This is a genomic window from Flavobacterium sp. (assembly GCF_044377315.1).
In the GTDB taxonomy this organism is placed as follows: Bacteria; Bacteroidota; Bacteroidia; order Flavobacteriales; family Flavobacteriaceae; genus Flavobacterium.
In genome coordinates, this window is sequence record NZ_JBILJG010000018.1 from 26,058 (window position 1) to 44,031 (window position 17,974).

Annotated in this window: 18 protein-coding genes; 17 read left to right on the forward strand and 1 reads right to left on the reverse strand. The window is 32.2% G+C overall.

All coding sequences use genetic code 11. The features are described 5' to 3' along the window. Positions 1-22: 22 nt before the first annotated feature. From ACIQ66_RS07160 to ACIQ66_RS07210, 11 genes are all read left to right on the forward strand, one after another. Complete coding sequence (locus ACIQ66_RS07160) at positions 23-1,045, forward strand: LacI family DNA-binding transcriptional regulator (RefSeq protein WP_396212109.1); 1,023 nt, start codon at positions 23-25, stop codon at positions 1,043-1,045. Between the two features lie 189 nt (positions 1,046-1,234). Continuing rightward, positions 1,235-2,587: an MFS transporter gene (locus tag ACIQ66_RS07165; protein WP_396212110.1), complete on the forward strand. Its 1,353-nt coding sequence runs from the start codon at positions 1,235-1,237 to the stop codon at positions 2,585-2,587. Beyond that, positions 2,588-3,241: a beta-phosphoglucomutase gene (gene pgmB / locus ACIQ66_RS07170; RefSeq protein ID WP_396212111.1), complete on the forward strand. Its 654-nt coding sequence runs from the start codon at positions 2,588-2,590 to the stop codon at positions 3,239-3,241. A 94-nt stretch (positions 3,242-3,335) separates the two neighbouring features. Next, positions 3,336-5,639: a glycoside hydrolase family 65 protein gene (locus ACIQ66_RS07175; RefSeq protein ID WP_396212112.1), complete on the forward strand. Its 2,304-nt coding sequence runs from the start codon at positions 3,336-3,338 to the stop codon at positions 5,637-5,639. Positions 5,640-5,754: 115 nt separating this feature from the next. Further along, a complete protein-coding gene (locus ACIQ66_RS07180) occupies positions 5,755-5,913 on the forward strand; it encodes a GxxExxY protein (protein WP_396212113.1) in 159 nt (52 codons plus the stop codon). 41 nt (positions 5,914-5,954) lie between these two features. Beyond that, positions 5,955-6,134 carry a GxxExxY protein gene (locus tag ACIQ66_RS07185; RefSeq protein WP_396212114.1) on the forward strand — a complete coding sequence of 60 codons (180 nt, stop codon included), beginning with the start codon at positions 5,955-5,957 and terminating at the stop codon, positions 6,132-6,134. Continuing rightward, positions 6,121-8,001: a glycoside hydrolase family 13 protein gene (locus tag ACIQ66_RS07190; RefSeq protein ID WP_396212115.1), complete on the forward strand. Its 1,881-nt coding sequence runs from the start codon at positions 6,121-6,123 to the stop codon at positions 7,999-8,001. The genes ACIQ66_RS07185 and ACIQ66_RS07190 overlap by 14 nt, the downstream gene beginning before the upstream one ends. A gap of 1 nt (position 8,002) precedes the next feature. Further along, entirely contained in the window at positions 8,003-8,941 is a 939-nt protein-coding gene (locus ACIQ66_RS07195; protein ID WP_396212116.1) for an alpha/beta hydrolase, read from the forward strand. A gap of 46 nt (positions 8,942-8,987) precedes the next feature. Continuing rightward, positions 8,988-10,646: an alpha-amylase family glycosyl hydrolase gene (locus tag ACIQ66_RS07200; protein WP_396212117.1), complete on the forward strand. Its 1,659-nt coding sequence runs from the start codon at positions 8,988-8,990 to the stop codon at positions 10,644-10,646. Positions 10,647-10,665: 19 nt separating this feature from the next. Then, positions 10,666-11,322: a glycerophosphodiester phosphodiesterase gene (locus ACIQ66_RS07205; RefSeq protein WP_396212118.1), complete on the forward strand. Its 657-nt coding sequence runs from the start codon at positions 10,666-10,668 to the stop codon at positions 11,320-11,322. Between the two features lie 87 nt (positions 11,323-11,409). Then, on the forward strand, positions 11,410-12,618 hold the full coding sequence (locus ACIQ66_RS07210; RefSeq protein ID WP_396212119.1) for an NAD(P)/FAD-dependent oxidoreductase: 1,209 nt from the start codon (positions 11,410-11,412) through the stop codon (positions 12,616-12,618). A 50-nt stretch (positions 12,619-12,668) separates the two neighbouring features. Here ACIQ66_RS07210 and ACIQ66_RS07215 read toward each other — a convergent pair whose 3' ends face one another. Further along, positions 12,669-13,151, reverse strand: coding sequence for a TspO/MBR family protein (locus tag ACIQ66_RS07215; protein ID WP_396212120.1), 483 nt, complete (start codon positions 13,149-13,151; stop codon positions 12,669-12,671). Positions 13,152-13,240: 89 nt separating this feature from the next. Between ACIQ66_RS07215 and ACIQ66_RS07220 the strand changes: the two genes are divergently transcribed. The 6 genes from ACIQ66_RS07220 (at position 13,241) to ACIQ66_RS07245 (ending at position 17,936) form a co-directional block, all read left to right on the forward strand. Further along, the gene (locus ACIQ66_RS07220) at positions 13,241-14,323 is read left to right on the forward strand and encodes a diphosphomevalonate/mevalonate 3,5-bisphosphate decarboxylase family protein (RefSeq protein WP_396212121.1); all 1,083 of its coding nucleotides are present in this window, start codon (positions 13,241-13,243) and stop codon (positions 14,321-14,323) included. 9 nt (positions 14,324-14,332) lie between these two features. Beyond that, positions 14,333-14,551: a hypothetical protein gene (locus ACIQ66_RS07225; protein WP_396212122.1), complete on the forward strand. Its 219-nt coding sequence runs from the start codon at positions 14,333-14,335 to the stop codon at positions 14,549-14,551. 2 nt (positions 14,552-14,553) lie between these two features. Next, entirely contained in the window at positions 14,554-14,853 is a 300-nt protein-coding gene (locus ACIQ66_RS07230; protein ID WP_396212123.1) for a type II toxin-antitoxin system RelE/ParE family toxin, read from the forward strand. Positions 14,854-14,864: 11 nt separating this feature from the next. Continuing rightward, a complete protein-coding gene (locus tag ACIQ66_RS07235) occupies positions 14,865-15,803 on the forward strand; it encodes a mevalonate kinase (RefSeq protein WP_396212124.1) in 939 nt (312 codons plus the stop codon). Between the two features lie 10 nt (positions 15,804-15,813). After that, complete coding sequence (locus ACIQ66_RS07240) at positions 15,814-16,734, forward strand: geranylgeranylglycerol-phosphate geranylgeranyltransferase (RefSeq protein ID WP_396212125.1); 921 nt, start codon at positions 15,814-15,816, stop codon at positions 16,732-16,734. A 311-nt stretch (positions 16,735-17,045) separates the two neighbouring features. After that, positions 17,046-17,936, forward strand: coding sequence for a pseudouridine synthase (locus ACIQ66_RS07245; RefSeq protein ID WP_396212126.1), 891 nt, complete (start codon positions 17,046-17,048; stop codon positions 17,934-17,936). Positions 17,937-17,974 lie beyond the last annotated feature (38 nt).

Sequence of the window (17,974 nt, forward strand, 5' to 3'; positions counted from 1 at the left end):
TTCATAAATTATCCTTTTTTATATGAGAAGAAAAGTTACCTTAAAACAAATTGCAAGAGAACTTGATGTTTCTATTTCAACTGTTTCAAAATCACTGAGAAATAGTTTAGAAATTAGCGAAGATACGCGTCAAAAAGTGCAAGCCTTTGCTAAATTATACAACTACAAACCTAATAATATAGCATTAAGTTTAAAGAACAGAAAATCTAAAACAATTTGCATCATTATTCCAGAAATTATCCATCATTTTTTCGCAACCGTTATTAGCGGAATTGAGCATGTGGCTAATGAAAACGGTTATAATGTAATTGTTTGTTTATCTGACGAATCATTTGATAAAGAAGTAATTAACATGGAAATGTTAGCTAATGGAAGCATCGACGGTTTTATCATGTCTTTGTCTAAAGAAACACAACAAAAGAAAGATTTTCATCATATTTCGGAAGTGATAAATCAAGGAATGCCTGTTGTAATGTTTGATCGAATAACGAACGATATTTTGTGCGATAAAGTTATTATTGATGATAGTTTGGCAGCTTACAATGCTACTCAATTTTTAATTGATAAGGGATTTAAAAAAATAGGTCTTATTTCAACTGTTGATTATGTTAGCGTTGGAAAACTTAGAACTGAAGGTTATATTAAAGCCTTAAAATCAAACGATTTAAAAGTTGACGAAAATTTAATTATAAAAATTGAAGACACCGATAACTTTGAATCTAATATTGAAAATCTTATCCAAAATAATGATTTAGACGCCATATTTGCGGTAAATGAAATTTTTGCGGTAACCGCTATTAAAGTTGCGGCAAGGCTTGGCAAAAACGTTCCAAATGACATATCGGTTATAGGTTTTACAGACGGAATTATTTCTAAATATTCATCACCATCTATTACAACTGTTAGCCAAAACGGTGTAAAAATGGGAGAGAAAGCAGCCAAAATGCTAATTGAACGCCTCGATATTGAAGAGGAAGAATATGAAGAACAATACAAAACTGAAGTTATCGAAACAGAACTTGTAGAAAGAGAATCAACTACATGAAAAATATTTTTATCAACAAGAAAACGTTTTCGTTGACCGTTTAAAGTAAATTCTAAATTCTAAATTCTAAATTCTAAATTCTTTTTCTATATTTACACCAATTATCAAGCTTATATTTTACTTCGAAAACAAAAAATAAGTTTTGATAAGCATCGCGCTTATCGTTTTATTAATCAATAAATTACGATAATGGAAAAGCGTAAGTTAAGTTTCTGGCAAATTTGGAACATGAGTTTCGGATTTCTAGGAATTCAAATGGGTTTTGCCCTACAGAATGCTAATGCTAGCAGAATTCTTCAAATTTTTGGTGCTGATGTTCATGAGTTATCATGGTTTTGGATAATTGCTCCCTTGATGGGATTAATTGTTCAGCCAATAATTGGTCATTACAGTGATAATACTTGGGGAAGATTTGGTAGAAGAAAACCCTATTTTCTTGCAGGAGCTTTACTTGCTTCAATCGGATTAATCTTAATGCCACAAGCTGAAATATTCATTGCCTTTATGCCTGCTCTTTGGGTTGGTGCCGGAATGTTAATGATTATGGATGCATCTTTTAATGTTGCCATGGAGCCATTCAGAGCCTTAGTTGGTGACAATCTTAGAGCTGATCAACATACATTAGGTTTTAGTGTACAAACAGCATTAATTGGTATTGGTGCCGTAATTGGTTCTTGGTTGCCATATGTATTAAACAATTGGTTTGGAGTTAGTAATTTAGCAACTGAAACTTCTGCAATCCCACAAAATTTAATTTATTCTTTTATTATTGGTGCATTGATTTTAGTAGGCAGTATTCTTGTTACAATTTTTACAACTAAAGAATATTCTCCAGAGGAATTAACTCAATTTAGCGATGAAAAATCGCATCAGGCTGCAATGAATGAGTCTGAAAAAGAATCTAAATTAACTGATATATTTACTGATTTTGCCAAAATGCCTGAAACAATGCGTCAATTAAGTTGGGTGCAATTTTTCTCATGGTTTGGATTGTTTGGAATGTGGGTTTTTACAACTCCTGCAATTGCACAACATATATATGGATTAAGTATCGATGATACAAAAAGTCCCGAATTCCAATCTGCTGGGGATTGGGTTGGAATCATATTTGGTGTTTACAATTTAGTTTCTGCTATTGTAGCTTTTGCATTGCCTTATATTGCAAAACAAGTAGGTAGAAGAAAAACTCACGCTCTATCACTAATTTTAGGAGGAATCGGATTAATTTCAATGTATTTCATGCCAAACAAGGAAGCGTTAATCTTATCAATGATTCTTGTAGGCTTTGCATGGGCAAGTATTTTAGCAATGCCATATGCAATTTTGGCAGGTTCTATCCAACCAAAAAAGATGGGAGTTTACATGGGAATTTTTAATTTTTTTATTGTAATTCCGCAAATAATTAACGCATTAATTGGCGGACCGCTTGTAAAATATGTTTACGGTGATCATGCTATTTATGCAATAATAATGAGCGGAATCAGTTTCATCATCGCAGCAATTTTAGTAATTAAAGTTAAAGATAACGCAGATACAAAATAAATGTCAAATAAAGCATTCATATTCGACCTAGACGGAGTAATTGTTGACACGGCAAAATACCATTTTTTGGCGTGGCAAAAGTTAGCTCAAGAACTAGGAATCGAATTCACCCCCGAACACAACGAAGAATTAAAAGGGGTTAGCCGCGTTCGTTCTCTTGATATTATTTTAGAACTAGGAGGAATTCAAGCTTCTCAAGAAGACAAAAATAAATGGCTTATTCAAAAAAACGAAGAGTATCTATCTTATTTGGTAGCTATTGATGAAAGTGAAATTTTACCTGGTGTACTTCCTGTATTACACTATTTAAAAGATAAAAAGCAGCTAATTGCATTAGGTTCTGCAAGTAAAAATGCAAGACCAATTTTAGAAAAAACAGGAATTCTAAATTTATTTGATGCCATAGTTGACGGAAATGATGTTTCCAATGCAAAACCAGATCCGGAAGTATTTCTTCAAGCAGCAAAAAAATTAGGAGCAACCAACGAAAATTCAATCGTTTTTGAAGATTCAGTAGCAGGAGTTCAAGCCGCTAATATTGCAAACATGACAAGCATCGGAATTGGAGGAGCAACAACATTACACGAAGCAAAATATATATTTAAAGATTTTACATTTATTGATGTTTCTTTTATTGAATCGTTGATAAACTAGAAAAAAGATAATAGAACATAGAGAATAGATTTTGAAAGTTTAAGAATGAACTTTTAAACTTTTAAACCTCTAACCTTTTAAACTTAAAATAAAAATGAACCAAGATTATATACAACCAAACAATTGGTCCATCATAGAAGAAGGATTTGATGCCGAAATGGTAAAATCATCTGAAAGTTTATTCAGCATCGGCAACGGTGCTATGGGACAACGTGCCAATTTTGAAGAACACTATTCGGGTGAAACTTTTCAAGGAAGTTACATTGCAGGAATTTATTATCCTGATAAAACAAAAGTGGGTTGGTGGAAAAATGGATACCCAGAATATTTTGCAAAAGTATTAAACGCTCCAAATTGGATTGGAATTGACATAGAAATCAATGGCGAAAATTTAGATTTAGCCAAATGTCAATCGGTTGCTAATTTCAAGCGTGAATTGAATATGAAAGAAGGTATTTACTATCGTTCTTTTCAAGCTACTTTGCAAAATGGTTTGAATATTTCGGTAAAAATTACTCGTTTTCTTTCATTAGATTTAGACGAATTAGGGGTTATCAATTACGAAATAACGCCAATAAATGGTGATGCTAAAGTTGTTTTCAAACCATATATTGACGCTGGAGTCCAAAACGAAGATGCTAACTGGGAAGAAAAATTCTGGGAGCCATTAAACGTTCAATATTCAAATAATGAAGCTTTTGTAACTGCTAGAACTTTCAAAACGCATTTTACAGCAACTACTTTTATGCAAAATGCTATTTTGATAAATGGAGAAAACGTAAATGCTTTTCCAATAAATAGTGAAAAAAACAACGAAAAAGTTCAATTTTCATTTGAAGTTGATGTAAAAAGAGAACAAGTTGCTACCATTCAAAAATTAGGAGGCTACACGGTTTCATTAAATCACGAAAACACGCAAGTTGCTGCTCAAAATGTAATTGCTGAAGGTTTGAAAATTGGTTACTCCAATTTGGTTGAAAGTCAGATTCAAGCTTGGGCAAAAATCTGGGAAATGAGCGATATTACTATTGAAGGTGATGTAAAAGCACAACAAGGAATACGTTTCAATATTTTTCAATTAAATCAAACGTATTTAGGAAAAGATTCTCGATTAAATATTGGTCCAAAAGGATTTACAGGAGAAAAATACGGCGGTTCAACTTATTGGGATACAGAAGCTTATTGCATTCCTTTTTACATGGCAACCAAAGACCAACAAGTAGCCAGAAATTTATTGACGTACCGATACAATCAATTGGATAAAGCGATTGAAAATGCTGGAAAATTAGGTTTCAAAAACGGAGCTGCTTTGTATCCAATGGTTACCATGAATGGCGAAGAATGTCACAACGAATGGGAAATCACATTTGAAGAAATTCATAGAAACGGTGCGATTGCTTTTGCTATTTTCAACTATTTTAGATTTACTGGAGATTACTCCTATATTCCTGAAAAAGGATTAGAAGTTCTTATCGGAATTGCCCGTTTTTGGCACCAAAGAGCAACCTACTCTACTTACAGAAATCAATATGTGATTCTTGGAGTAACAGGTCCAAATGAATATGAAAATAACGTAAACAATAATTTCTACACCAATTATTTAGCCAAATGGTGTATCGATTATGCAATTGAACAAATTAATAAAGTAGAAAAAGAATACGCTTTAGATTATGCTCGAATTATGAGTAAAGTAAATCTTGATTCTGCCGAAATTTCTCACTGGAAAGATGTTGCTGACAACATGTATTTTCCATATTCTGAAGAACACGGAGTTTATTTACAACAAGATGGTTTCTTAGATAAAGAATTGGTAAAAGTGCACGATTTAGATAAAACTCAGCGTCCAATTAACCAAAAATGGTCTTGGGATAGAATTTTGCGTTCGCCTTACATTAAGCAAGCCGATACATTACAAGGTTTCTATTTCTTTGAAGATCATTTTACCAAAGATCAATTAGAAAAACATTTCGATTTTTATGAACCATTTACTGTTCATGAAAGTTCGCTTTCACCTTGCGTTCACTCTATTCAAGCAGCAACTCTTGATAGAATGGAACAAGCCTACACTTTTTACCTAAGAACTTCTCGTTTAGACTTAGACGATTATAATAAAGAAGTAGAAGAAGGCTGTCACATCACCTCAATGGCTGGAACATGGATGAGTATTGTAGAAGGTTTTGGTGGAATGAGAGTTAAAAACGATACATTACATTTTGAACCAAAAATTCCATCACAATGGCAAGGTTATTCGTTTAAAATAAACTTCAGAAATCAAATTTTAAAAGTTGAAGTGCTTCAAAATGAAACTAAATTTTCATTAGAAGGAAGTAAAGAAATTACTGTTTTTGTCAACGGAAAAGAAGTTTTGGTGGAGCCGAATAGTTTGGTAACTGTATAGTTTCTCGCAAAGACACAAAGTCGCAAAGAATGAACTTTGCGACTTTTTTAATAAAATAAATAACAAGAAAATAAAACTTTATACCTCTGCGACTTTGCTAGAAAAAACGAAGATTATGACAGAAAACGTACTTTCAAAAATAATAGTCGATGTAAGTTGCAAAATTCACACAAAACTTGGCCCTGGTTTATTGGAAAGCGTTTATGAAGCAATATTACATCACGAACTAACCAAAAAAGGTTTGAAAGTAGAAAGACAAAAACCTATCCATTAGTTTAGGATGATGTTCAATTAGATATAGGATTTCGATCTGACTTGATTGTTGAGGAGAAAGCAATAATTGAAATAAAATCTGTAGAAAGTATTTCAAATGTTCATCTGAAACAGTTATTAACTTATGTAAGAGTAACCGATTTAAGGTTAGACTTATTAATAAATTTTAATGAAGCTTTAATAAAAAATGGAATCAAAAGAGTAGTAAATGGACTATATTAAACAAACTTTGCGCCTTTGCGCCTTTGCGAGAATAACAAAATTAGTTATCTTTCTATTGATATCAACGTCAACTTTGGCTCAAATTGACCGAGTTGAACCTCCTTTTTGGTGGAGTGATATGAATCTTTCTGAAGTTCAAATAATGTTCTACGGCAAAAATATTGCACAGTATGATGTAACCACATCCAATTCAATTGTAATAGAACGCATTTTAAAAACCGAAAATCCTAACTACGTTTTCGTAACAATCAATACTAAAAATGAAGTTGCACAAGATTTTGAATTCTTTTTTTCAAAAAATAAAAAAATAGCTTTCACTCAAAATTATTCTCTAAAATCACGACGAGAAAATTCTGCTTTACGAAAAAGTTACGATGCTTCTGATGTTATTTATTTAATAATGCCAGATAGATTTGCCAATGGAAATCCAAACAACGACAGTGATAAATCAGTAACCGAAAAAGAAAATCGCGAACTTCCTGGTGGAAGACATGGTGGCGATATTGACGGAATTATAAAAAATCTAGATTATTTAAAAGAATTAGGCGTAACGGCACTTTGGCCAACACCTTTAAACGAAGATAACGACGAAAAACATTCCTATCATGGTTACGGTCAATCTGATGTTTACAAAATCGATCCACGTTATGGAACTAACCAAGATTATGTAAAATTGAGTGCCGAATTGCACAAACGCGGCATGAAAAATATTATGGATTATGTTACTAATCATTGGGGTTGGAAACATTGGATGTACAAAGATTTACCAACCTACAATTGGATTCATCAATTTCCTGGTTATTCGCAATCTAACTACAGAATGACTACGCAGTTTGACACTAATGCTTCGGCAATTGATACTAAAAATTGTATGGATGGTTGGTTTGTTCCATCAATGCCAGATTTGAATCAGTCGAATCCTTTGGTTTTAAAGTACCTAATTCAAAACGCAATTTGGTGGATAGAATATGCTGATTTAGATGGGTTTAGAGTTGATACTTATTCATACAACGACAAAGAAGGAATCTCTAAATGGACCAAAGCTATTACAGACGAATACCCAAATTTTAACATCGTTGGTGAAGTTTGGATGCACAATCAAGCGCAAATGGCCTATTGGCAAAAAGATAGTAAAATTGGAGCGATTCAAAACTACAATTCCTATTTACCAAGCGTTATGGATTTTACTTTGCATGACGCCATAAGTTCAATTTTTAATGAAGATAGTGGTTCTTGGGATAAAGGAATGATAAAAGCTTATGAGAATTTTGCCAACGATTTTTTGTATCCTAATCCGAATAAATTAGTAGTCTTTGCAGAAAATCACGACACGCAACGTTTCAACGAAATTTATAAAAATGATTTTAAAAAATACCAAATGGCAATGACCTTAATTGCAACTGTTCGCGGGATTCCCCAAATTTATTATGGTTCAGAAATTGGAATGGCAGGAAACAAAGAAAAATTGGGCGATGCGGATATTAGAAAAGATTTTCCTGGCGGATGGAATGGCGATGCAAATAACGCATTCACAAAAGCAGGAAGAACTGCAGAACAAGCGAAATTTTTCGATTTTTCATCAAAATTGTTTACTTGGAGAAAAACCAAATCAGTAATTCATTCAGGAAAAACTACCCACTACATTCCAGAAAATAATGTGTACGTTTATTTCAGACACAATGATTCTGAAAGTGTTATGGTTGTAATTAACAACAATCCAGATTTAATAACATTTAAAACAAATAGATTTCAAGAAAATATCAAAAACTATAAATCAGGAAAAGATGTCCTTACTGACAAATCATTTGATTTAAAAAATGACATTGAAATTGAAGGAAAATCAGTTTTAATTTTGGAATTGAAATAAAATGAAGCGAATACTTTTCATATTATTGCTTACAACATATTCATTTGCGCAAGGCAAAATTGAAACTTATCAAATCATAGACAAAGAAAAATTTGAGGGAATTATTAATCGAATTGATAACTTTCCAACAAAATTTATTGTACCAAGAACTGTTGATGTTTGGTTGCCGTCTAATTATTCAAAAGACAAAAAATACAGCGTTTTATACATGCATGATGGACAAATGCTTTTCGATGCTAAAACGACTTGGAATAAACAAGAATGGATGGTTGATGAAGTAATTACAAAATTAAATTTCGAAAATAAAATTGAAGATATTATTGTGGTTGCTATCTGGAATATTCCAAACCTGCGTCGAATGGATTTGTATCCAAAGAAACCCTTCGAATCACTTTCCAAAGAAATAAAAGAAAAAATACTATTGGAAGCCAAAAAATCTCAATTCCAATTTGATGGCAAAAAAATAAACTCTGATAATTATCTCAAATTTATAGTCAAAGATTTAAAAACTTTTATTGATAAAAATTATTCGGTTTATACCGATGTAAAACATACAGGAATTATGGGCTCGAGTATGGGCGGATTAATTTCTATCTATGCTATTTGTGAATATCCAAAGGTTTTTGGAAGAGCTGCATGCTTATCGACACATTGGGTTGGGTTTCGTGATTTTGAAAACAATCCTATTCCTGAAAGTTTCTTTACTTATATGCAGCAAAATTTACCTGATCCAAAAAATCACAAAATCTATTTTGATTACGGAACAGAAACACTTGATGCCAGTTATTTAAAGTATGAATATAGAGTTGATGAGGTTTTAAAATCAAAAGGTTACACAATAGAAAATTATAAAAACCTTGAGTTTGAAGGAGAAAATCATTCTGAAGCATCTTGGCAAAAACGAATAAATATTCCTATTGAATTTATGTTTGGAAAATAAAACATTATGAAATCAACAATATCCAAATTAAAAAAACAGTAAAGACATGATTAAAAAACTAGTATTCATTATTTCAATTACAGCATTATTCGCAAGTTGTAAATCAACTAAAGAAGTTGCTTCAAAACAAACCAAAACGCCTTTCGTTTGGGAAAGTGCTAATGTGTATTTTCTATTGACAGACCGTTTTAACAATGGTGACAAAACCAACGATTTCAACTACAACAGAAACAAACCGACTGGTAAGTTACGTGGTTTTGAGGGGGGTGATATCCGAGGCGTTATTCAAAAATTAGACGAAGGTTATTTTACCGATTTAGGAATCAATGTAATTTGGATGACACCAATTGTGGAACAAATTCACGATGGTGTTGACGAAGGAACCGGTTTCTCTTATGGATTTCACGGCTATTGGACAAGAGATTGGAGCGCACTTGACCCTAATTTTGGAACCAAAAAAGATTTAGCCGAATTAGTTGTAAAAGCGCACGCCAAAGGAATAAGAATTATGCTTGATGCCGTAATCAATCATACTGGGCCAGTTACACTTGAAGACGCAGTTTATCCTAGTGATTGGGTTAGGACTTCACCAAAATGTCAATACAGTAATTACGAAAATACGATTGCTTGTACATTGGTAGAAAATCTTCCTGACATAAAAACCGAAAGTAATCAAGCTGTTGAGTTGCCACCTTTTTTAATCGAAAAATGGAAAAATGAAGGACGATATGAAGAAGAAATTGCTGAACTAGATACTTTTTTTAAAAAAACAGGTTATCCTAGAGCTCCAAAATATTATATCATGAAATGGCTTTCAGATTATATTTTGGACTACGGAATTGACGGTTACCGCGTTGATACTGCAAAACACACAACAGAAGATGTTTGGGCAGATTTTAAAAAAGTTTGTGACGCTGCTTTTGCTGAATTTAAAACAGAAAACCCACAAAAAGTATTGGATAATAACCCATTTTTTACAGTTGGTGAAGTATATGGTTACAATATTGGAAATAAAAGAATTTATGATTTTGGCGATAAAAAAGTAGATTATTTTGACAATGGTTTTACAGCATTAATCAATTTTGATTTTAGAAATGAAGCTAAGTTATATTATGAACCTTTATTTTCTAAATATCATGATATTTTAAACGCCGATTTAAAAGGTAAAACAGTCATGAACTATGTATCTTCGCATGATGATGGTTGGCCATTTGACAAAAAACGTGAAAAAACATTTGAATCTGCAACCAAATTGCTACTTGCACCCGGAATTTCGCAAGTGTATTACGGTGATGAATTGGCTCGTTCTCTAGATATTGAAGAAACTCAAGGCGATGCAACATTACGTTCGTTTATGAATTGGGAGGATTTGAAAACCAATAAAACGACTTTTAAACTCTTAAATCATTGGCAAAGATTAGGTCAATTTAGAGCAAAACATCCAGCAATTGGAGCAGGAGTTCACAAACAAGTAGCGACAAACCCTTATATTTTTAGCCGTACTTATACAAAAGATGAATTTGTAGATGAAGTAGTAGTTGTTTTAGAGGCAACTGTTGGTAAAAAACAAATTCCTGTGAGAACTATTTTTGAAAATGGGACAGTTTTATATGATGCTTATTCAGGTGCTACAGGTGAAGTTGTTAATGGAATGCTTCAAATAGAAACTGATTATAGCCTATTGTTGTTAGAAAAAAAGAAGTAATATTTTTTAAATCTGTTACATGCTAAAAATTGGTCATCGTGGCGCAAAAGGATATGTTGCCGAAAATACATTAGCTTCGTTTCAAAAAGCAATTGAATTAGGAGTTGACATAATCGAACTCGATGTTCATTTGAGTTTAGATGATAAAATAATGGTAATTCACGATGAAACAGTTGATAGAACAACAACAAAAAAGGGTTTTGTTAATCAATATAAAGCAAGTGAATTACAAAAACTTGGAATTCCTTTACTTGAAGATGTTATAAATTTGGCTTTTAAGCAAGTTATACTAAACATTGAACTTAAAGACCATTTAGTTTATAATGTGGTTTATTTAATTGATAAATATGTTTTTGAAAAAAATTGGTTGTACGAACATTTTCAAATATCTAGTTTTGATTGGAAACTTTTAGAATTCATTTCTACCATGAACAGACCAATAGCTTTGGGCGTTCTGACAGAAGATTCTCTAGATAATGCTATAGCCTTCGCTAAAAAAATAAACGCTTTTTCCATAAATCCCTATTTCAAATTATTGAATGATGAAAATGTGCTAGCGATGCATCAAAATGGATTTAAAATTTATCCTTGGACAGTAAATTCGGAAGAAGACATTACCTTTGTAAAATCTTTAAATGTTGATGGAATAATTTCTGATTTTCCAGATAGGATTTAATTTTTTTAAACCATTAAGAAAGTTGAGAATCTTTATAATTATTCTTAATATCATAGTGGTTAAAAACTAATGGTTTAAAAAACAAAAATGAATTCAAAATACGATATTATAATTGTTGGTGGTGGCGCTGCAGGTTTTTTTACGGCAATAAATATTGTTGAAAAAAATCCAAAATTTAAAGTCGCTATTCTTGAACGAGGTAAATCGGTTTTAGAGAAAGTTCGTATTTCAGGTGGTGGACGATGCAATGTGACACATGCGTGTTTTATTCCAAATGATTTAGTCAAATTTTATCCTCGTGGCGAAAAAGAACTTCGTGGACCTTTCCATCAATTTTGCTCTGGCGATACAATTGAATGGTTTCAAAAACATGGCGTTGAACTAAAAATTGAAGAAGATGGAAGAATGTTTCCCATTTCTGATTCATCGCAAACCATTATTGATTGTTTTTTGATAGCAACTCAAAAATTAGGAATTGACATTCTAACTGGTCAAAGTGTACAATCTTTATATAAAGGAGAAAATTATTGGAAAGTTGAAACTACTAACGAAACGTATTCTTGTCAAAAAATAGTTATGACAACAGGAAGTAATCCAAAAATTTGGGAAATGCTTACTGAAATCGGACATTCTATTGTTCCGGCTGTTCCTTCGTTGTTCACTTTTAACATCAAAGACAAACGTATTAAAGATTTAATGGGTTTGTCGGCATTGGCTTCTGTCAAAGTTAAAAACACCAAACTTTCTGCTTCAGGACCTTTATTGATAACCCATTGGGGAATGTCTGGACCAGGAATTCTTAGACTTTCGGCTTGGGGCGCAAGAGAATTATTCGATAAAAACTATCAATTTGTTTTGCAAGTCAATTGGTTAAACGATTTAACTTTTGAAGAAACAATCGAAAAACTAAAAGAACTAAAACAAGAACATTCTAAAAAAGCAGTTTCTAAAAAATCTTCTTTTGAATTACCAAACAGACTTTGGGAAAGTTTAGTTTTAGCGTCTGAAATTTCGGAAGAAACTAAATGGGCAGATTTATCTAAAAATCAATTAACAATTTTAGCAAATCAATTAACAAATGGCGAATTCCAAGTCAACGGAAAAAGCACTTTCAAAGAAGAATTTGTAACAGCTGGCGGAATAGATTTAAAAGAAATCAATTTCAAAACTATGGAAAGTAAACGGCATCAAAATCTATATTTCGCAGGTGAAATTTTAAATATTGATGCAATAACCGGCGGATTTAATTTTCAAAATGCTTGGACTGGTGGATTTATTGTGGCGAATTCTTTATAATTTTTTTTATTGAAATTGAAATTGAAATTGAATTTTGCAATTGTAATTTCTTACCTATTCAACCACCAAATACTTCCATTGAGTACCATTGCAAAACTTACCCAAGCAATGTAAGGAATAAATAAATAACCTGCAATTTTATCAATTTTAGCAAATTTTAGATAGGTTTCATAAATCATCAACCATAATAAAACAATTTCTATCAGTGCCAAAAATGGATTTCGTAAACCGAAAAACAAAATAGACCACAAAGCATTCAAAGCAAGTTGAATAGCAAAGAAAATCAATGCTTTTCTAACATCTTCTTTTTGATGTTCAAAGCGATTCCAAACCAATCCTGCTGCGACTGCCATCATACTATATAACATACTCCAAACAGGTGCAAACACCCAACTTGGCGGATTGAAAATAGGTTTAACCAAAGTTGGAAACCAAGTTTTTACACTCGACATAGTTGCCATGCTCGAAAAATAGCCAACCGCTAAACAAGTGGCAACCATTACGATAATTTTTGTATATTTAGTAAGTTCCATAGACAAGTGTTAAATTATTCTCAAAGATACAAATTAACGTAAACATCATGTCCATCAAAAAAAGTATATTTGTATAAATTTTCAAATCGATGTTTTTAGAAAAAGATTTTATAGCCAACTTATCCTCAACTTCTATCGAAAAGGGAAGTTTTGAATGGAGCGCGCCAAGTAATATTGCTCTTGTAAAATATTGGGGCAAAAAAGAAAACCAAATTCCAGCAAATCCTTCTATAAGTTTTACTTTAAATAATTGTAAAACAACAACTAAAGTAGATTTCAAGAAAACTATTGACGGTAATTTTACTTTCGATATTTTGTATGAAGGCGAATATAAAAAAGAATTTGTGCCTAAAATCAATCATTTTTTTCTTCGTATCGAAAAATATTGCAGCTACATAAACGATTATCATTTTACAATTGATACGTCTAATACATTTCCGCATAGCTCCGGAATTGCATCTTCTGCTTCTGGAATGGCGGCTTTGGCAATGAGTATTATGAGTTTAGAAAAGCTACTATATCCTGAAATGACCGATGCTTATTTTTATCAAAAAGCCTCTTTTTTGGCAAGATTAGGTTCGGGAAGTGCTTGTAGAAGTGTAAAAGGAAACGTAGTAGTTTGGGGAAATCATGAAGAAATTTCAGGAAGTTCTGATTTGTTTGGAGTCGAATTTACATCAGCTATACATTCAAATTTCAAGAATTATCAAGATACCATTTTGTTAGTTGACAAAGGCGAAAAACAAGTTTCAAGCACAGTTGGACACGATTTAATGCACAATCATCCTTATGCTGAAAGGCGATTTACTCAAGCGCATGAAAATTTATCAAAATTAAAAACCGTTTTAGCATCTGGAAATTTAGATGAATTCATCGCAATTGTCGAAAGTGAAGCCTTGACATTACACGCCATGATGATGACGTCAATGCCTTATTTTATTCTAATGAAACCCAATACATTGGAGATAATCAATAAAATTTGGAAGTTCAGAAACGAGACCAAAACACCAGTTTGCTTCACGCTAGATGCTGGTGCCAACGTACATATTTTATATCCCGAAAACGAAATAGAGAAAGTTTTCCAATTTATTAAGAACGAATTAGTTGGCTATTGTCAAAATGGTCAGTATATTTGTGACGAAATAGGGAATGGAAGTCAAATTTTAACCTAATTTTGAACTATGGATATTCAAGCCGAAAAAATAGCACTTACGCAGTTATTGCTTCAAACAGAAGATGTTACGATTATTAAAAAAGTAAAAGCAATTTTTAATTCTCAAAAAGCGGATTTTTGGGAAGAATTAACTAATGAACAAAAAGAATTTCTAGAGGCTTCTTTAAAACAAGCAGATGAAGGTGATGTTCATGATTTTAAAGAATTTATTGAGCCTTATCTTTAATCATGAGAAAACTTGTTATTACTTCACTAGCCAAAGAAGATACTAAAAATGTTTTAGAATTTATTGAAGCAAAATGGGGTGAAAGTTCAAGAATGAAGTTTTCAAATAAATTAAATAAAAATTTAAATTTAATAGCGTTCAATCCTGAACTTTTTCCGAAATCTGAAATCAATAATAGAATAAGAAAATGTATCATCTCGAAACAATCATCATTGTTTTATACTTTTGATAACTATGAAATTAAGGTTTTGATGGTTTTCGACACCAGACAAAACCCAAACAAAGTCACTAAAATAAAATAAGTTCACAATATATGAAAGGACCATTATTTTACTCAAAAATATTACTCTTCGGAGAATACGGAATTATCAAAGATTCTAAAGGCTTATCTATTCCTTATAATTTTTACAATGGCGCATTAAAGGTTGATGAAAATCCATCTGATGAAGCTATAAAATCAAATCAAAGTTTACGAAGATTTGTTGCTTATTTAGAGCAATTACAAACCGAACAACCAACTTTAGTAACATTCAATTTAGAGCTTTTAAAAAGTGATGTTGAACGCGGAATGTATTTCGATTCCAGCATTCCTCAAGGCTATGGTGTTGGTAGTAGTGGCGCATTAGTTGCAGCAATTTACGATAAATATGCTCAAGATAAAATCACTGTTTTAGAAAATCTTACAAGAGAAAAATTATTACAACTAAAAACCATTTTCTCTCAAATGGAATCTTTTTTCCACGGAAAAAGTTCTGGTCTTGATCCGCTAAACAGTTATTTGAGTATTCCAATTCTTATCAATTCAAAAGATAATATCGAAGCAACCGGAATTCCATCTCAAAGCGCCAACGGAAAAGGCGCCGTTTTCTTGTTAGACTCAGGAATTGTTGGTGAAACCGCTCCAATGGTCAATATTTTTATGGAAAATTTGAAAGATCAAGGTTTCCGTACCATGCTAAAATCACAATTCATTAAATATACAGATGCTTGTGTTGAAAACTTCCTTGGTGGCGATATGAAATCTCTTTTTTCAAACACCAAAAAGCTTTCTAAAGTAGTGCTAAATAACTTCAAACCAATGATTCCAGAACAATTTCACGGAATTTGGCAAGAAGGTATAGATTCTAACGATTACTACTTGAAATTATGTGGTTCTGGTGGCGGTGGCTATATTTTAGGTTTTACTGAAGATTTAGAAAAAGCTAAAAAATCACTCAAAGATTACAAATTAGAGGTTGTTTACCAATTCTAATTAAATCGTTATGCTCAACCGACAAGCCAAACTTACTTTACTGAAAATTATCAGTATGTTTTCTGTGGTTAGAGGCTACAATATTCCTATAATTGCATTGGCGCAGTACTTATCGGCTATTTTTATCTTAGCGCCCGAAAAAAGAGCACTTAGCGTAATCCTCGATTTTAATCTTTTTATAATCGTCTTGGCCTCAAGTCTAACCATTGCTTCTGGTTATATCATTAACAATTTTTACGACAGCAAAAAAGATTTAATTAATCGCCCAAACAAATCCAAATTAGACCGTTTAGTTAGCCAAAAAACCAAATTACAAGTCTATTTTACCCTAAATTTTATTGTATTTTTCATTGCCTTTTTGGTTTCTTGGCGAGCCGTTCTGTTTTTCTCAGTTTATATTTTCTTAATTTGGTTTTACTCACACAAAATAAAAAAACAACCTTTTGTTGGAAATCTAATGGCTTCTTTTTTAGCTGTTTTGCCATTTTTTGCCATTTTGTTGTATTATAAAAACTTTTACGAAGTTATTTTTGCCCATGCAACTTTTCTTTTTATCATCATTCTCATTCGCGAAATGATAAAAGATTTAGAAAATCTAAAAGGTGATTTAGCCAACGGATATTCCACAATTCCAATTGTTTACGGCGAATCAGTTTCTAAAAAAATCATCATTATTTTAGCAATTTCAACTCTAATTCCAGTCTATTTTTTAGTCAATCTTTTCGATGTTGGTTACATGGATATTTATTTTTATATCTGTCTAATTCTACTAATTTTATTTGGTGTAAAACTCTCAAAATCAAACACTAAAGAAGAATACAACCAGCTTCACAATTTACTCAAAATCATTATCGTAGCAGGCGTTTTTTGCATAATCCTAATCGATCCATCCGTACTTTGGAATGGCGAAAAGTTACTTTATCGACTATAGTGTCATTATGTAATAATCTGAAGCTATTTACTTCGTCAGTTCGCTCTTTAGGAGCTTGTGTCCCGCTATCCACTATATCTTTCCTTGCCTAAAGAAGGCAAGAAAAGGATGCCGTTCCTATCTGGGCTAGGGCAGTCGAATAACCAAGCAACTTTCAACAATAAAACCTATCTTTGCAAACTCATTGAAATTTTTCAATTGAGAAGTTAAATTAAGTATTATGAAATATCCATGTTTTGTATGTTTCAATTTAATGATTTAATTTCACATGGATATTCCATATTCCATTAATAAAAAAATATTTTCTACATATGAATAATTCAGGAGGAAACAAACGTGGTGGTTCCAGACCAAGTTCCAACAAGCCTAAGCCTGCAATGGCAAAACGTGCTCAAGGTCCAAAAAAAGCAAAACCAAAAACGAAAGCAGAGTTAGAAGTTGAAGCTAAAAAGGAGAAAAAACCTAACCAAGCACCAAAACGTTTAAAAGAAAAAGACGAAATCCGTCTAAATAAGTACATCGCAAATTCTGGCGTGTGTTCACGTCGTGATGCCGATATTTACATCCAATCAGGAAATGTAAAGGTAAATGGTGTTCCTGTTACAGAAATGGGATATCTAGTAAAACTAACCGATGTTGTCAACTTTGACGGTGTAACCATTACGCCAGAAAAGAAAGTATATATTTTGCTAAACAAACCAAAAGGTTTCACAACTGCCGAAGACGAATTTGGTGAAAACCGAAATGTTTTTGAATTAGTTAAAGGTTCAACCAATGCTAAAATAGCTCCAGTTGGGCGTATGGATAAAAACACAACGGGTTTGCTGTTGTTTACCAACGACACCGATATGATTAGAAAATTTAGTCTTCCCAATCAAAAGTCGGCTAAAATCTATCAAGTTTCTTTAGATAAAAATCTAAAATACGAAGATTTAGAAAAAATTTCGGGTGGCGTAACCATCGACAATCACAGACTTGCAGTGGAAGAAGTGAGTTATATAGAAAAAGAACCCAAAACCGAAATCGGAATCAAATTAAGAACTTCTAATGTCAAAGTAGTACGTTCCATTTTTGAACACTTCAATTATGACGTTTTAAAAATTGACCGTGTTTCATTTGCAGGTTTAACCAAGAAAAATCTTCCACGTGGTAACTGGCGTTTGCTAACAGAACAAGAAATTATCAATTTGAAGAATATGTAAAATCTAAAAATCCCGTTCACAAGAGATGTAAACGGGAT

What these genes read in the sequence shown, in the direction of transcription:
- ACIQ66_RS07160 (WP_396212109.1), top strand. Translation starts at nt 23, where the DNA reads ATGAGAAGAAAAGTTACCTTAAAACAAATTGCAAGAGAACTTGATGTT.
- ACIQ66_RS07165 (WP_396212110.1), top strand. Translation starts at nt 1,235, where the DNA reads ATGGAAAAGCGTAAGTTAAGTTTCTGGCAAATTTGGAACATGAGTTTC.
- pgmB (WP_396212111.1), top strand. Translation starts at nt 2,588, where the DNA reads ATGTCAAATAAAGCATTCATATTCGACCTAGACGGAGTAATTGTTGAC.
- ACIQ66_RS07175 (WP_396212112.1), top strand. Translation starts at nt 3,336, where the DNA reads ATGAACCAAGATTATATACAACCAAACAATTGGTCCATCATAGAAGAA.
- ACIQ66_RS07180 (WP_396212113.1), top strand. Translation starts at nt 5,755, where the DNA reads ATGACAGAAAACGTACTTTCAAAAATAATAGTCGATGTAAGTTGCAAA.
- ACIQ66_RS07190 (WP_396212115.1), top strand. Translation starts at nt 6,121, where the DNA reads ATGGACTATATTAAACAAACTTTGCGCCTTTGCGCCTTTGCGAGAATA.
- ACIQ66_RS07195 (WP_396212116.1), top strand. Translation starts at nt 8,003, where the DNA reads ATGAAGCGAATACTTTTCATATTATTGCTTACAACATATTCATTTGCG.
- ACIQ66_RS07200 (WP_396212117.1), top strand. Translation starts at nt 8,988, where the DNA reads ATGATTAAAAAACTAGTATTCATTATTTCAATTACAGCATTATTCGCA.
- ACIQ66_RS07205 (WP_396212118.1), top strand. Translation starts at nt 10,666, where the DNA reads ATGCTAAAAATTGGTCATCGTGGCGCAAAAGGATATGTTGCCGAAAAT.
- ACIQ66_RS07210 (WP_396212119.1), top strand. Translation starts at nt 11,410, where the DNA reads ATGAATTCAAAATACGATATTATAATTGTTGGTGGTGGCGCTGCAGGT.
- ACIQ66_RS07215 (WP_396212120.1), bottom strand. Translation starts at nt 13,151, where the DNA reads ATGGAACTTACTAAATATACAAAAATTATCGTAATGGTTGCCACTTGT.
- ACIQ66_RS07220 (WP_396212121.1), top strand. Translation starts at nt 13,241, where the DNA reads ATGTTTTTAGAAAAAGATTTTATAGCCAACTTATCCTCAACTTCTATC.
- ACIQ66_RS07225 (WP_396212122.1), top strand. Translation starts at nt 14,333, where the DNA reads ATGGATATTCAAGCCGAAAAAATAGCACTTACGCAGTTATTGCTTCAA.
- ACIQ66_RS07230 (WP_396212123.1), top strand. Translation starts at nt 14,554, where the DNA reads ATGAGAAAACTTGTTATTACTTCACTAGCCAAAGAAGATACTAAAAAT.
- ACIQ66_RS07235 (WP_396212124.1), top strand. Translation starts at nt 14,865, where the DNA reads ATGAAAGGACCATTATTTTACTCAAAAATATTACTCTTCGGAGAATAC.
- ACIQ66_RS07240 (WP_396212125.1), top strand. Translation starts at nt 15,814, where the DNA reads ATGCTCAACCGACAAGCCAAACTTACTTTACTGAAAATTATCAGTATG.
- ACIQ66_RS07245 (WP_396212126.1), top strand. Translation starts at nt 17,046, where the DNA reads ATGAATAATTCAGGAGGAAACAAACGTGGTGGTTCCAGACCAAGTTCC.